Source organism: Geomicrobium sediminis (assembly GCF_016908595.1).
Classification (GTDB): domain Bacteria; phylum Bacillota; class Bacilli; order Bacillales; family Marinococcaceae; genus Geomicrobium_A; species Geomicrobium_A sediminis.
The window spans coordinates 243715-257458 of sequence record NZ_JAFBEC010000006.1 but is presented as its reverse complement, the minus strand read 5'-3'; the positions used below and the strand labels follow the sequence as shown (position 1 = coordinate 257458).

Here is a 13744-nt window from a genome sequence, read left to right as displayed (position 1 = left end):
CCTCTCTACTTGATAGGGACAGTTCACAAGGTCAACCTGGTTTTTTTATGCATCGGGATGAAACGCTCGGAGGTCCATTTCGGATTGATCTGTGTGTACTAAGTCGGCTAGCAACTTACCCGCATAAGGCCCCATCGTTAAACCTGTCGCCCCAAAACCATTTGCCACATAAAATGTACGTTCCTTATCCAGTGGTCCGAGAACCGGCTTGTTATCCGCACTAATGGGGCGAAATCCCACTCGCGTCTCGAGCCATTCGTATTGATCGGCTTCTGGGATCAATTCAGAAGTTATTGACAGCACCTCGTGCAGTCCACCTGCAGTTATTTGTTCGGTAAATCCTTTACCGTCTTCTCTCGTCGCTCCTACAACGATACGTGAATCTTCAAATGACAAAATGTAATAACTGGACTCTGGTTGAATGATTGGCCAATCACTCGTCTCTTGACCATGGGCTTTCAGATGAACAATTTGTCCACGTTGCGGACGAATTTTATGTTTCGGTCTTACTGGTAATTGAAGCTCCTCAAGCCATGCTCCAGATGCAACGATCACTTTATTTGGCATATAGACTTCACCATTCACTTCGAGTTTTGGATCCTCACCTTTCGCACTATTAACCTTCGCTGTACCGTTCACCCATTTCACTCCAAGCTTTTGTGCAGATTGTTGCATCGCAAGCTGTAGCTTCCTGCCGTCTACACGCGCCCCTCCACCAACAAACAATGATTCATAATGTTCATGTAATGGCGGAAATTTCTCCTTCGTTTGTTCTTTACTTAAGCGCTCTGACGTTCCGATACTCTGGTTTCGTTCCTTCTCTTTTGAAAGCTCGTCTTCTAAATGTGATAAGTAATCATCATCGGTTGAAATCGCAAGCGTTCCGACTTTTTTATAACCTGTATTGCCAAAACCCTCTGCTTCAAGCTGTTTTTGTAATGTTTCATAATACGTAGCTCCTCGTGTTGAAAGCTCGTATCCTGGCGTGTTTTTATTTCGCTTTGTTACCCAAGGACAAACAATTCCCGCACCGGCATCTGTCGCTCTACCTGATCGATGATCATCAATTACTGTAACCTTTTCACCGTGATGAGCGAGATGATACGCAATGCTCGTGCCAATAATTCCACCGCCGATTATTGCAATTGACATGCTTTCTCCTCCTAATTACAGTCATGATATCTCTTTTATTATGATTGAAATGTGACCCTTCTGACTACAATAACGTCTAAGGTTGTGATCATACGCACCGCTATACGTCCATCTACATAGACTAAATGAGCGGTTACTTTTCTCTTTTAAAAAGGGTTCAGCCTTGCTATTATGTAAGATAGGCTTACGCCCACAATCTAACACTAAAAGGGCATTGAATACAAAAGGGTGAATGACATGACGTCTACTTCAATTTATAAAGCGTTACAACAAGCATTACCTGAAACTAACATACTCGTTGATGAACCTTTAAAACATTATACACATACACGTACTGGGGGCATCGCTGACTATCTTGTGTTGCCATCAACGTATGAGCAAGCAAGTGCTGTCGTCACGATTGCACACAAAGAACAAATCCCACTTACGTTGCTCGGCAACGGCTCAAACCTAATCGTTCGTGACGGTGGAATCCGCGGAATCGTATTACACTTTAGCCATTTAACTGCAATTGAGGCTGACGGTACGAGAGTGACCGCTCAAACTGGCGCACCAATTATTGGCGTTTCTCGTCGTGCACTCGATGAGAAGTTAACCGGCTTAGAATTTGCTTGTGGCATTCCAGGTTCTGTTGGTGGTGCGCTCGTCATGAACGCAGGTGCATACGGCGGAGAAATTTCATACGTACTCGATTATGCAAAACTTCTCACTCGTGAAGGAAAGTTAATAACCCTTACGAATGAGGAACTTGAACTTGCCTACCGAAGCAGCATTATCTCTAAAGAACAACTAATCGTCTTAGAAGCTTCATTTAAGCTAGAAACAGGCGACTATGAAGCCATTAAAGCAAAGATGGATGAATTAACGTATTTAAGAGAGTCGAAGCAACCTCTCGAATATCCCTCGTGTGGGAGTGTCTTCAAGCGGCCTCCAAACCATTTTGCAGGAAAACTAATCCAAGACAGTGGTTTGCAACAAACTCGAGTAGGGGACGCTGAAGTCTCAGCAAAGCATGCTGGATTTATCGTTAACCGAGGAAATGCTACTGCGACTGACTATGTGTCTTTAATTAAACACATCCAAGATACAGTACGTAATAAGTTCAACGTTGATTTGCATACTGAAGTGAAAATCATTGGAGAAGACTAAGCCGAAGTGGCTTAGTCTTTTTTGTATGGTGCTTGTTGATATAGGTAGTTCGGAACTCGTTGTATATCTTCATAAGGTTTATGGAATACGTGGGTCGCTGCCGGTGATAAAGGTGGGATTAACCACGTCCAGTCCCCCGTCACATCGCGTCCCGATTTTTCTTCCAATTGTTCAAAATGGCGAAACTGCTTTGCTGCTGTGTGATGGTCGACAATCGTTACTCCTGCATCTTTAAATGACTGGAGTACAGCTGCATTTAATTCTACAAGCGCCCGATCTTTCCAAAGCATAGAATCATGATTGCGTTCAAATGAGAACGCATCCGCAATGTCAGGTAACTTATTATAGCGAAAAGGGTCCGCTAAGTTCCTTGCACCAATTTCAGTGCCCATATACCAACCGTTAAAAGGTGCCGCCGGGAAATCAATGCCGCCTGCCGTAAGCTTCATATCTGAAATAATTGGAACAGCGTACCATTTGAGGCGTAACGCATTAAACATTTCATTGTCTTGATGCTCGATTTTCACTTCTTTTACAAGATTTGCAGGGATCTCTTTTAAGTGTGGTTCGTTATTTCCGACTTGAATGACAAGAGGTAAAATGTCGTAGTCGCTTCCCTCTCCTTGCCAACCGAGCGACTCACATAACTTCGTAAATGAAACGGAATCCGGATCACCAATAACCCCGTCTTCACGTTCATGTCCTGCATAGCGAATTAGCTGATGGTTCCAAACACGAACTTCGTATAGTGACCCCTGTTCGGGGAATATTGTTACCATCGAGCGTATACTACCGTCATTTGTTGCAGATTCAATGTGTTGAAACAAATATGAAAAAACGTCTTCTTCTGACTGAACATCTCGCGCATCAACAACGGTTAATCGGTCCCAAAACAAACGACCAATGCAACGGTTACTATTGCGCCAAGCAACTTTCGCCGCGTACGTCAATTCATCCGTCGTTAAATCATAACGACCAGTTTGTTCGATTTGATCGGACACCTCTTGAAATCGAACGTCGAAGTACCTCGATGATTGTTGATCATAATATTCTTTTAGAAATTGACGAGCATCTTCGATCATCGTCTTCCACCTCATTATTCACGTTACTTTTCCTATCTTTACATACTTTTCATTCACATACAAAGTCTTGCAACCTTTCACCTTTATTGTCGTATTTTCTATTGGAATACGAATGGTACTTAACAGCATTCAATGAATCGCTTACAATATAAGTGAGTTCTTCAAATAAAGGACGTGTGATCAACATGAATATTGGTTTCTTTTTATTACCAAAACAAGAAGTGAAATACTTAAGCCCGGATGCCACGATTAGACAGGCTATAGAGAAAATGCGTCATCATCGTTACACTGCCGCTCCTCTTATTAATGGCGATGGTAAGTATGCAGGAACGATTACTGAAGGAGATTTACTTTGGGTCATCATGGATAACCGCGAGCAACCTTTAGACACCATTATGAACCTACGATTAAAAGACATTCCACAGCGTGTTAAAAATATCCCTATTTACATTAATGCGGAAATGGAAGACCTTATTGCTTTATCATCCGACCAAAACTTCATTCCTGTTATGGATGATTCTGGTTACTTTATCGGGATCGTACGACGAAGAGACGTTATTAAATACTGCTCATCACAATTATTTAACAAAAAACAAGAAGAGAACATCTGAATATACATGATGTTCTCTTCTTGTTTTTATTGATATTGCTTTAGCGTATGGTAAAGCTTTAAAGCGTGGCTAATTTCACCTTCTACTTTAAGTTGACCTGTCATGTAAGCGGTCGTAGGATTCCATTCACCATCGAGCAATTTATGAAAGTTCTTATCGCTCATCTTAAGCACACAATCCGCCTCGCCCGGAACCGGGTTCGACTCCACTTTAACGACGCCATCTTTGAATACAATGCCGTATAACCCTTCGGTTTTTAATTCAAAATGATATCGTCTTTCTAAATCTTCGATATGCTTAGGATTTTCATTCATTTGATTCGCTAATTGTTGGATTTTCTCTTCTGTTGCCATCTGCCACTCCCCTTTGTTCACTGTTACATCTTTCTCTATTGTACTGAATGATCATTCATTTTAAAAGAGTGGGCTTACGATTTTTGATCCTGACTTTTGGCAATTGCTTGTTCACGCAGCTTGTATTTCTGAATTTTCCCTGATGCAGTCATCGGATATTCGTCAACAAAGTACACATCTCTTGGCACTTTGAACGGTGAAATTTTGTTAAAGCAATAGCTTTTTAGTTCGTCTTCAGTAAGCGATGTATGCGGTTTCAAAAGAACCCAAGCCGATACCGCTTCACCGTATTTCTCATCAGGAACTCCAACGACTTGAACGTCTTGGATTGCAGGATGTGTATACAGAAACTCTTCGATCTCTCGCGGGTAGATATTTTCTCCACCACGAATAATCATATCTTTGAGGCGGCCGGTGATTTTACAATATCCGTCATCATCCATCACGGCCAAGTCCCCAGTATGAAGCCACCCATCTGGTTGTAAAACGGCGTCAGTTGCCTCTTGATTGTTGTAATACCCGCTCATCACATGATAGCCACGAGTACAAAATTCACCTTGTTCTCCACGCGGCACTTCTTCCTCTGTCCCAGGTTGGACAATCTTCACTTCAACATTTGCTAACGCACGCCCAACCGTCTCAACGCGTAATTGCAAAGGATCATCGACTTGCGTTTGCGTACAAACAGGAGACGCTTCCGTCTGTCCATAAGCAATCGTCATTTCCTTAAGTCCCATTTTGTCTACGACACCTTTCATGACTTCAATCGGACAATTGGATCCAGCCATAATCCCCGTGCGAAGTGTACTCAAATCATACGTCTCAAAACCTTCCACATTCATCTCTGCAATGAACATCGTTGGTACGCCATGTAATGCTGTACATTTCTCCTTCTCTACCGTTTGTAAAACCACTTTAGGGTCGAATTCTTGAATTGGCACCATCGTCGCTCCCGTTGTCACACAAGCGATTGTACTCATCACACACCCAAAGCAGTGGAAAAACGGCACTGGAATGCAAAGACGATCTTCGTTTCCTAACTGCATTCGATTCGCAACGTTATATCCGTTGTTAACGATGTTACGATGAGTCAGCATGACGCCTTTTGGAAAGCCAGTCGTTCCAGACGTATATTGCATGTTGATGACTTCATCAGGTTGTAATGTATCCACTCGTCTTTGTAGCGCATCATCACTCACCGTAGTTGCTTGCTCTAGTAGATCTGTCCAGTTATACATCCCTGGATACCGCTCTTCACCAAGATAAATCACTCGCCTTAAGTGCGGCAACGCCTCAGAATACAACTCACCTGGAACGGATGTCTTTAGTTCTGGAACAATCTCATACAACGTATCGATATAGGACGTTCCTTTGTATTTGTCCATTAAAAGTAACGTCGTAGTATCCGATTGCTCTAACAAATAACGAAGTTCCGCAGAACGATAATTCGTATTGACCGTGACTAACACAGCGCCTACTTTAGCGGATGCAAATTGTGTACTCACCCACTCTGGAATGTTAGATGCCCAGATGGACAGATGTTCCCCTTTCTCGATACCAAGACTCATCAGCCCCTTCGCCACAGTCTTGCAATGTTCTTCAAACTGTGAGTACGTATAGCGTAAACCTCGGTCGCTATATACGAGTGCTTCTCGATCTGGTTGTTCGCTTGCTGTGTCTGTAAGAATTTGACCAAGTGTTCGCTCAATTAATTCAACCATCCAGCTTCACGTCCTTTTTAGAGAAAGAGTTATTGTGTACATGTTCTAGAAGAATGCTGTTTTTCCTTTTAACAATTACACTGTAATGATGGATAAAGAGTATAGGTGGCCATTAATTCGAGAGCACCTTTCTACCAAGATTTTCTTGTAATGGATATGTAGCGATGGTAATTTTCTAATGGACTAATTCTGAAGGAGTTTTACATATGGATGTTAAATTAATTTTTGGAACGACTACGACGATCTTTTTCATACTTTATACTTTTTTGTACGGGCTTAGTTTAGAAGCTATTTATACCATTTTACTTAGCATAATCGTCACAATGACTCTACTTATATATAAAGAAATAAGAGAAATGAATCGAAAACATTCTAAAAGCAGTTAACCAAGAAGAAATAGCTAGAACAACTCGGGTTTGACGCTTCGTATGTCTTCTCAATAAAAAACTCCTCTCAAAATCTATATACCTACTTTGAGAGGAGTTTTTCTCGTATTAAATCGTTAATCCGAAGATTTCTGCAATGCCTCGCGCATGTCCGAGTGCAATCGATTGTAAAAACGCATCATCGGTTAACCGTTCCGCATCACTTGCTGTATCGATAAACATGTTCTCAGTAAGAATTGCTGGCATAATTGTTTCTCTTAAAACAGCAAAGTTTGCCGCTTTCTCACCGCGATCCGTGACATCAATTTCTTGCATTATTGCTTGGTGAACCGTCGTTTGATACGTGGCCGTCTCCGTTGGTGCTGACGTATAAATAAACGATTCAAATCCTGTTCCTCCACCTGCATTTACGTGAATTGAAACAAAATAATCCGCTCCAAAGTCATTCGCAAGCTGCGCTCGTGCCGATAAGCCAACATCACTGTCATCGTTTCTCGACAACTGCACTTCTACATTTGCATCGGCTTCTAGCAAAGCTTGAAGTCGTAACGACAAATCTAACGTAATGTTCTTCTCTTCTAAACCGTTCGCAACCGCTCCAGGATCATTCCCACCATGACCCGGATCAATAAAAATTCGAACCATTTGATCATCTCCCTTCAGTACATAAAGAGAGAAATCCACACCCATTCACAACGTATTCATAAGAAAAAGGCACTAGTCTTCTTCTTTTGTCCCTACTGGATTGTCATCATACGAGGACCATTCACTCCAACTACCAGGGTATAACTTCACGTTTTGGATCCCTGCTTGGCGCATTCCGATGACGTTCGCCGTGGCAGACACTCCAGAACCACAATAGACAATGACTTCCTTCTTCTCTTTCAGTGTCTTATAAATGTCTTGCAATTGCTCTTTCGTTTTCCATGTTCCTGCGTCGTTAATATTTTCCTTCCAGAAAAGGTTCCGCGCACCAGGAATATGCCCCGCTTGTTGATCTAGTGGCTCCACTTGACCTGCAAACCGTTCAAATGCTCTTGCATCAACAAGACAGACGTCTTCTAAGTCTTTTTTCTGTTTCACTTCTTCCATCGTCGCCACAAGATCTGCTTGAATTGACGGAGTGAACGAGACAGGCTCAAGCTTCGGCTTTGCATCCGTCACCGGGTAGCCTTGATTTTTCCAAGCAGTATAATTCTCATCAAGGATAGATACACGTTGTTGTCCTACGTACTGAAGAAGCCACCAGAGCCTCCCTGCCATTGAACCGTTTTGATCATCATAAACGATGACATGTTTCTCTTCGTTAATACCAGAGCGCTCAAGGAGTTTAACAAATGTTAAAACATCCGGTAATGGATGCCTGCCACCTTCTTGCTTAGGCTTCGTCGCATCGGATAGGTCTTTTTTTAGGTCGAAATGAATTGCTCCTGGAATATGATCAATCGTATACTCTTTTCGGCCCTTCGATTCATCCATTAAATCGAATCTCACATCTGCAATGACGATCTGACTATCATACAAGTGTTCATGTAACCATTCTTTTGTTACGATGTCTTGTGTCTTCATCAACGATCCCTCTTTTTAAATTAGTTAGTAATTGTATATAAAAATACACTACCCGTTAACAGGTAGTGCTTAAGCTTCATCCTTGAAGTTATTCTGTAAAATCAATCCACTAAAACTTACACCAGCAGCAATAAGAATGATAATGACTAAACTCCAATGCGCTTGTGTCCCGGGAGCCTCAAGCATAGAAAAAAATGCGATACCTACTGCTACTGCACCGAGACCCATGCCAGACATATACAGTCGTTCGCCAATTCTGCGCAGTGTGAACACCCCTCTTTATTATCTAACTTTTCAATTTTTTAAGCAAGCATGAACTTGCTGAAAGTTCACGTTTTTAGTACGCTTAAAGAAAATAAAAGAGAAGGTGACAGATTTTGCAAACTCGACTACAACAACTTGAAACCTTTGCACAACAACAAAACTTAGACGCTGTACTCGTCACATCGACAGCGAATGTCTTTTACTTAACTGGCTTTTACTGTGATCCGAAAGAACGTTTCTTAGGCTTACTTTTGTTCTCTGACGGTCGAAAGCCAATGATCATTTGTCCGAACATGGAAATGAACTTAGCAAGAGCAGCAGGGTGGGCACATGATATTAACGGGTATGATGATACCGAAAATCCATTTGATAAATTCCCGACCCTTACTTCTTTAGCCATAGAAGAAGAACACGTAACGGTCGCTCGCTTACGTAAACTTACCAATACGCATCGCAACATCGAAACGACGTCAATCGACAACGAATTGCTTGGCATGCGCCTCCAAAAGAACGAAGAAGAAATTGAGTTGCTACAAAAAGCCGCTCATTACGCTGACAGAGCAGTAGAGCTCGGTGTTGCCGCCCTTAAAGAAGGGGTAACAGAACTGGAGATTATTCAAGCCATTGAATCTGGATTAAAACAAGAAGGCATCTCGAAAATGAGCTTTGATCCTGTCGTCTTGTTCGGCAAAAACGCAGCAGACCCACACGGCAGCCCAGGTACAACCCCATTAAAACGTGGCGACGCTGTCTTAATGGACCTCGGTGTTTATTATGAGGGATACGCTTCTGACATTACGCGAACGGTCTTCTTCGGTGAACCATCGAAAGAACATCAAGAAGTTTACGACACCGTTCTTGCTGCAAACGTTGCTGGCATTAACGCATGTGTCGTCGATGCACCGATTCAAGACACGGATGACGCCGCTCGCTCCCTCATTACACAAGCAGGTTATGGAGAGTACTTCACTCATCGACTCGGCCACGGGCTCGGCATTGAAGTACACGAAGAACCTTCCATGCACGGTAAAAACAGCCAACTGCTCCAAGAAGGTATGGCGTTAACCGTTGAGCCTGGTATTTATCTACTCGAAGATATTGGTGTACGTATTGAAGACGACATTATTGTCACAAATAACGGCCCGCTCGTTCTTACACAATACCCGAAAAACTTACAAATCGTATAAATAGAAGCTTATAATGCTCCGTCCATTGCGTTGGACGGAGTTTTTTAATGAGTTAGCAAGAATGCATCCGATTAGCTCAATCGATAACACAAAAAGGCATAGCTCAATAAAAGCTATGCCTTCCAGCGAGTACAACTTGTCGCCTAATTATAATCTTTTAGCTGTTAACCGTTGCAGGTAAAAAGAACGCACGTAATTCCTGCCAATTGTCTACGCGCTTAAACCTTGAATCATTGACATTGTGAAACGCCGTGTACATAATGCTTTCACCAGAGAACGACTCCAGCTTATCGGGGTGGTCGTCAACGAGGTAATCGGCATGAATAATGCTCTTGTCACCACAGAAGACGAAATTTTGTGGATTTAAAAATGGAAAGTGTTCGCGCAACCAATAGAATTTCTCCGAAAACGAAGTCGGAACTTCCATGGCTGCTGTTGCAATAAAGATTTCGTAATGATCATGTAGCTCTTTCATGACTTCAATGGCATCTGGCATCACATTAAGCGATGCGAAGAAACCTGGTTCTTGTAGAATTTCATAGATTTCTTTCGTATGGTGCGGACGCACCGCTCGAAGTTTTTGTGCTTTTAAATCTTGAACGGTCAACGTGTCTTCAAAACGCTCATTGTAGCGCTCGAGCAGTTCAGAAATGAGATCTGCCATGACCTCATCCATATCAAAGGCTATTCTTTGTTTCATCTTTATCACCCTCCGTCACCTTCTATTGTATCTGATCTTCTTTAACAGATATATTAATTGATTCAATGTTTAGTTGTTCTTAACAACATTTACAAAAAAAGAAAGCTCCTACCGAATACTCGATAGGAACTTTATTGTATACAGCCATCACTAAGACGTACTGTGTTTATTTCGATTCATCATGACTCACTTCATGAACAACGCGATCGATTGAAGTCAATTTGACCTCATTCATGTTATGCTTGCACGTTCATAAATTTCATATCGATAAACCTAAGTATTCACCCCGTATGTCTATCATATTGAAAATGATTCTCAATGTCAATTTATTTTTGCAATGAATACTTCTACATCTACCGTTACATTCAATTGTTCAAACGTTAATAATGCTTGTTTTTGTTCGTCAGTCGCGTCCCATGATGCAGGTGTCATATCAATTAAAGCTGGTATAAACTCCCGCTTCACTTCAACCTGTTGACTAACCGAACGATGTTCCAATACTTCAAACCGTTTTGCATAGTTCGTTATGGCATCTGTCGTATCCAATGACCGCCCTTTTTCACCGTACAATTCATCTCGTAACTCTTGTAGATACCTCTTACCAGGAATCGCCTTAATAATGACTCCACCAGGCTTTAGAACCCGAGTAAACTCACGGCTATTCAGTGGTGAGAAGATGTTTAGAACAACATCGATCGACCCCGTTGCAATTGGTAGTTCTTCTACATTTGCAACAGTCCATAATAGGCGGTCCATTTGACTTGTCGCGAGTGCAATTCCTTCTTTCGAAGAATCCAGCCCTACACCAACGCTCGTTTGGAATTTCTCGATGATCCGTCTTAAATGGCTACCTTCTCCACAACCTATATCAAGAATATTTAGCTCCTCTTTCCCTACATGTGTAGTGATGAGTGCTTCCATTTCATCTAAGGCTTGCTGGAACAACCCTACATCATAGATCGATCGTCTTGACTGAAACATCTCTTTCGTATAATCGCTGTCCATTGGCTTTTTGAGCAAATGAATGTACCCTTTTTTGGCAAGATCAAAAGAATGTTGTTGCTTGCATACTAAACTTCTTTCTTGCATCTCAACTTTTTCAAGACAAACGGGACAGCGAAAAAGCTCAGCGTTTTTTTTATATAGCTCTGCTGCAATGTCTATTTTCTTCATGGTTCACCTTCGTTCAAACGTTTGAAATCATCATATCATATGTTTTCGTAAATTAAGGAACTACTCAGTCATCAATGACCAGAGCTTCTGGGAACAGAACATACTTGTTCACTAGTATTCTAATCAAGGTGTAACCGTTCTTACTGAACAGGGTACCTCATACCAACACATGGTCAGGATGGTCATCCATAAGGAATCGACTATGAGAAAGGCTTGTTTTTAGGCTAATGGATTTGTTCGGGTTCGATGGTACAGGGGAACTGGCCGTGTATGTGGGGATTTGGTCGTTTTATCTTCAACTTCGATGCAAAATCCCATCATATACGCTTTTATGTGGCGATTTCGAAGTTTTATGTTGGGATTTTAATGATTGATCGTTAATCTCAGAGCAAAATCCCAACATACAAACGTGGTTTATGCTGCCGCAGTAGCGTAAGCATAAGGTCACGGAGACAATGTCCGCGACAAGCATAGCCACTACAACTCTGCATTTCTTTACCGGCTGATCTCACTTAAATCTGGCTTAGGAACGATTCCTTCATCCGCTGCCCGAAGCAACAATTCGCGTATCGCTTTGTAACCATCGTCCCCTAAGTCTTTCGTAAATTCGTTCACGTACAGATCGATGTGAGAACGTGCGACGTCTTCGCTCATTTCTTGCGCATGTTCCATGACATAGTCTTTCGAAGACTCGGGATACTCATTAGCATAGTCGACGGATTGACGAATCCAAGACTCAATCTGTTCATGATCTAGTCCTTTCTTCGCAATGATCGCCCCTAATGGAATGGGGGCGCCTGTATCTTCTTCCCACCACTCGCCTAAATCGACGAGCTTGTGCAGACCATATTCTTGGTAAGTAAACCTCGCTTCATGAATGACTAAACCCGCATCAACGGTTCCCGCTTGTACCGCTGGCATAATGTCATGAAACGGCATCACAACAATTTCTTTAATGTTAGCATCGATTTTCTGACGCGCCCAAAGTCGAAACAACATGTATGCCGTTGAGCGATCACTTGGTACTGCTACACGCTTTTCTGCTAGTGTTTGTGGACTTGTCTCTTCTTTCGTTAATAAAAGTGGTCCACACCCACGCCCGAGCGCTCCCCCACATGATAGCAATTGATAATCATCTAACACGTATGGAAGTGCCGCAAAAGAAATCTTCATCACATCATGATCATGAGGGTCGCCTTCAATCGCCCACGTATTCGTCACGTCAATGTCAGCATAGGAGACGTCAAACGTTGGCGTATCTGCGATAAGCTGATGTGTGAGTGCATGAAACACATACGTATCGTTTGGACATGGTGAATAGGCAATTTTCATCGTACAACCTCCATCACTTGTTTCAATGAAACTAATGCTTCTTTGATTTTCCATTTTTCGCGCTCGCGTTTTCCTATGTAATTCGATATGGCACGAACTTCTAGGACCGGTACGCCAAATTCTTTCGCTGCAGTCGCAACCCCGAAGCCTTCCATTCCTTCTGCAACTGCATCGTCATACCTTACTTGCAATCGCTTGGCTTCTTCATCTGTACCTGTTACCGTCGATTTCGTAATGATTCTACCTGTAAAAACATTCTCCAGTTCGGCAAAGCGATCCACTTCATTTTCTAAACATTCAATGCTTGAGGAGCCAAATCCAAGCTCTTCAACCGGGATAAATTGCTCTCCTGTGTCAGCACCTAAATCTGCCGCCTGAATGGTCGTTGAGACGACAATGTCTTCCAATTGTACTTTCTCTCTAAACCCACCTGCAATGCCTGCGTTAATTACAAGGTCGTAGTTTTGTTTAGCTAGTTGAATGGCAGTACGAGCTGCTGCTTGTGCAGGTCCTACACCCGCAAGCTCAACCGTCACATCTACACCTTCATGAATCCCTGCTTTTACCGCTTCTCGTTCAGCGTCAACTGCAGTCATTATTAAAATTTTGCGCATTTGGTTCTCTCCTAACTCATTGCCCAATCCTCTTGCCAACGCTTTGGCACATCGAACCCAGCGTGTTTTAGTGCGACGTAATATTGTCCAGTATGAATTCCTTCATGTTGAATGGCAGTCGAAATCAGCTCAGAGATTGACATCGTTTTGCCACCAAACTTCACAGACATCCGCTCTGAATACATAAACGCTTCTGCTAAACGCTCACTGCTTGCTTTTAACATTGTTGTTACGTCAATGTCATCTGGAATTGGTTTACCAGGAAAGACGACTTCACCTGTATATAAAGACCTTCGGTATACTTCTCGTACACGTATTAAATGGTGAAACCACTGCCTTGGCGTCCCTAAGCTTTCAATTAAAATTGTATCATACGATTCGGTTGGAATAACGTGTGTGAGCTCATCATTTAGTGATGCTGCATACACATATCCCTCTTCTGTCATCACAA

General features: G+C 42.3%; 15 protein-coding genes. 3 read left to right on the top strand and 12 right to left on the bottom strand.

From position 1 onward, the window contains the following. Nucleotides 1-45: 45 nt before the first annotated feature. Nucleotides 46-1152, bottom strand: coding sequence for an NAD(P)/FAD-dependent oxidoreductase (locus JOD17_RS11845; RefSeq protein ID WP_204697966.1), 1107 nt, complete (start codon nt 1150-1152; stop codon nt 46-48). Between the two features lie 237 nt (nt 1153-1389). Here JOD17_RS11845 and murB point away from each other — a divergent pair, with 237 nt between their 5' ends. Next, nucleotides 1390-2301, top strand: coding sequence for a UDP-N-acetylmuramate dehydrogenase (gene murB, locus JOD17_RS11840; RefSeq protein WP_204697965.1), 912 nt, complete (start codon nt 1390-1392; stop codon nt 2299-2301). A gap of 11 nt (nt 2302-2312) precedes the next feature. Here the strand turns inward: murB and JOD17_RS11835 are convergent, their stop codons facing one another. Next, complete coding sequence (locus tag JOD17_RS11835) at nt 2313-3398, bottom strand: nitric oxide synthase oxygenase (RefSeq protein ID WP_204697964.1); 1086 nt, start codon at nt 3396-3398, stop codon at nt 2313-2315. A gap of 170 nt (nt 3399-3568) precedes the next feature. Between JOD17_RS11835 and JOD17_RS11830 the strand changes: the two genes are divergently transcribed. Then, on the top strand, nt 3569-3994 hold the full coding sequence (locus JOD17_RS11830) for a CBS domain-containing protein (RefSeq protein WP_042359720.1): 426 nt from the start codon (nt 3569-3571) through the stop codon (nt 3992-3994). 26 nt (nt 3995-4020) lie between these two features. Here the strand turns inward: JOD17_RS11830 and JOD17_RS11825 are convergent, their stop codons facing one another. From JOD17_RS11825 to JOD17_RS11805, 5 genes are all read right to left on the bottom strand, one after another. Beyond that, the gene (locus tag JOD17_RS11825) at nt 4021-4347 is read right to left on the bottom strand and encodes an SCP2 sterol-binding domain-containing protein (RefSeq protein ID WP_204697963.1); all 327 of its coding nucleotides are present in this window, start codon (nt 4345-4347) and stop codon (nt 4021-4023) included. A gap of 74 nt (nt 4348-4421) precedes the next feature. Then, entirely contained in the window at nt 4422-6068 is a 1647-nt protein-coding gene (locus JOD17_RS11820; protein WP_204697962.1) for an AMP-binding protein, read from the bottom strand. Between the two features lie 494 nt (nt 6069-6562). Next, complete coding sequence (locus tag JOD17_RS11815; protein WP_204697961.1) at nt 6563-7099, bottom strand: N-acetylmuramoyl-L-alanine amidase family protein; 537 nt, start codon at nt 7097-7099, stop codon at nt 6563-6565. A gap of 72 nt (nt 7100-7171) precedes the next feature. After that, nucleotides 7172-8023, bottom strand: a complete 852-nt coding sequence (locus JOD17_RS11810; RefSeq protein ID WP_204697959.1) for a sulfurtransferase — start codon at nt 8021-8023, stop codon at nt 7172-7174. Between the two features lie 69 nt (nt 8024-8092). Beyond that, nucleotides 8093-8296 (bottom strand): hypothetical protein, encoded by a 204-nt coding sequence (locus JOD17_RS11805; protein ID WP_204697957.1) that lies wholly within the window; start codon nt 8294-8296, stop codon nt 8093-8095. Nucleotides 8297-8400: 104 nt separating this feature from the next. Between JOD17_RS11805 and JOD17_RS11800 the strand changes: the two genes are divergently transcribed. Beyond that, nucleotides 8401-9474 carry a M24 family metallopeptidase gene (locus JOD17_RS11800; protein ID WP_204697956.1) on the top strand — a complete coding sequence of 358 codons (1074 nt, stop codon included), beginning with the start codon at nt 8401-8403 and terminating at the stop codon, nt 9472-9474. Between the two features lie 157 nt (nt 9475-9631). Here the strand turns inward: JOD17_RS11800 and JOD17_RS11795 are convergent, their stop codons facing one another. From JOD17_RS11795 to JOD17_RS11775, 5 genes are all read right to left on the bottom strand, one after another. Next, entirely contained in the window at nt 9632-10174 is a 543-nt protein-coding gene (locus JOD17_RS11795; RefSeq protein WP_204697955.1) for a 5' nucleotidase, NT5C type, read from the bottom strand. A gap of 321 nt (nt 10175-10495) precedes the next feature. Further along, nucleotides 10496-11347 carry a putative RNA methyltransferase gene (locus JOD17_RS11790; RefSeq protein WP_204697954.1) on the bottom strand — a complete coding sequence of 284 codons (852 nt, stop codon included), beginning with the start codon at nt 11345-11347 and terminating at the stop codon, nt 10496-10498. A 495-nt stretch (nt 11348-11842) separates the two neighbouring features. After that, entirely contained in the window at nt 11843-12679 is an 837-nt protein-coding gene (locus tag JOD17_RS11785) for a 1,4-dihydroxy-6-naphtoate synthase (RefSeq protein ID WP_204697953.1), read from the bottom strand. Continuing rightward, nucleotides 12676-13293, bottom strand: a complete 618-nt coding sequence (locus tag JOD17_RS11780) for a futalosine hydrolase (protein ID WP_204697952.1) — start codon at nt 13291-13293, stop codon at nt 12676-12678. Before JOD17_RS11780 ends, JOD17_RS11785 begins: the two co-directional genes overlap by 4 nt. Before the next feature lie 11 nt (nt 13294-13304). Further along, nucleotides 13305-13739 (bottom strand): DinB family protein, encoded by a 435-nt coding sequence (locus tag JOD17_RS11775; protein ID WP_239575486.1) that lies wholly within the window; start codon nt 13737-13739, stop codon nt 13305-13307. Nucleotides 13740-13744: the final 5 nt, after the last annotated feature.

Coding starts and splice junctions, on each gene's coding strand:
- murB (WP_204697965.1), top strand. CDS start 1,390: ATGACGTCTACTTCAATTTATAAAGCGTTACAACAAGCATTACCTGAA.
- JOD17_RS11845 (WP_204697966.1), bottom strand. CDS start 1,152: ATGTCAATTGCAATAATCGGCGGTGGAATTATTGGCACGAGCATTGCG.
- JOD17_RS11835 (WP_204697964.1), bottom strand. CDS start 3,398: ATGAGGTGGAAGACGATGATCGAAGATGCTCGTCAATTTCTAAAAGAA.
- JOD17_RS11785 (WP_204697953.1), bottom strand. CDS start 12,679: ATGAAAATTGCCTATTCACCATGTCCAAACGATACGTATGTGTTTCAT.
- JOD17_RS11815 (WP_204697961.1), bottom strand. CDS start 7,099: ATGGTTCGAATTTTTATTGATCCGGGTCATGGTGGGAATGATCCTGGA.
- JOD17_RS11820 (WP_204697962.1), bottom strand. CDS start 6,068: ATGGTTGAATTAATTGAGCGAACACTTGGTCAAATTCTTACAGACACA.
- JOD17_RS11790 (WP_204697954.1), bottom strand. CDS start 11,347: ATGAAGAAAATAGACATTGCAGCAGAGCTATATAAAAAAAACGCTGAG.
- JOD17_RS11780 (WP_204697952.1), bottom strand. CDS start 13,293: ATGCGCAAAATTTTAATAATGACTGCAGTTGACGCTGAACGAGAAGCG.
- JOD17_RS11830 (WP_042359720.1), top strand. CDS start 3,569: ATGAATATTGGTTTCTTTTTATTACCAAAACAAGAAGTGAAATACTTA.
- JOD17_RS11775 (WP_239575486.1), bottom strand. CDS start 13,739: ATGACAGAAGAGGGATATGTGTATGCAGCATCACTAAATGATGAGCTC.
- JOD17_RS11810 (WP_204697959.1), bottom strand. CDS start 8,023: ATGAAGACACAAGACATCGTAACAAAAGAATGGTTACATGAACACTTG.
- JOD17_RS11825 (WP_204697963.1), bottom strand. CDS start 4,347: ATGGCAACAGAAGAGAAAATCCAACAATTAGCGAATCAAATGAATGAA.
- JOD17_RS11795 (WP_204697955.1), bottom strand. CDS start 10,174: ATGAAACAAAGAATAGCCTTTGATATGGATGAGGTCATGGCAGATCTC.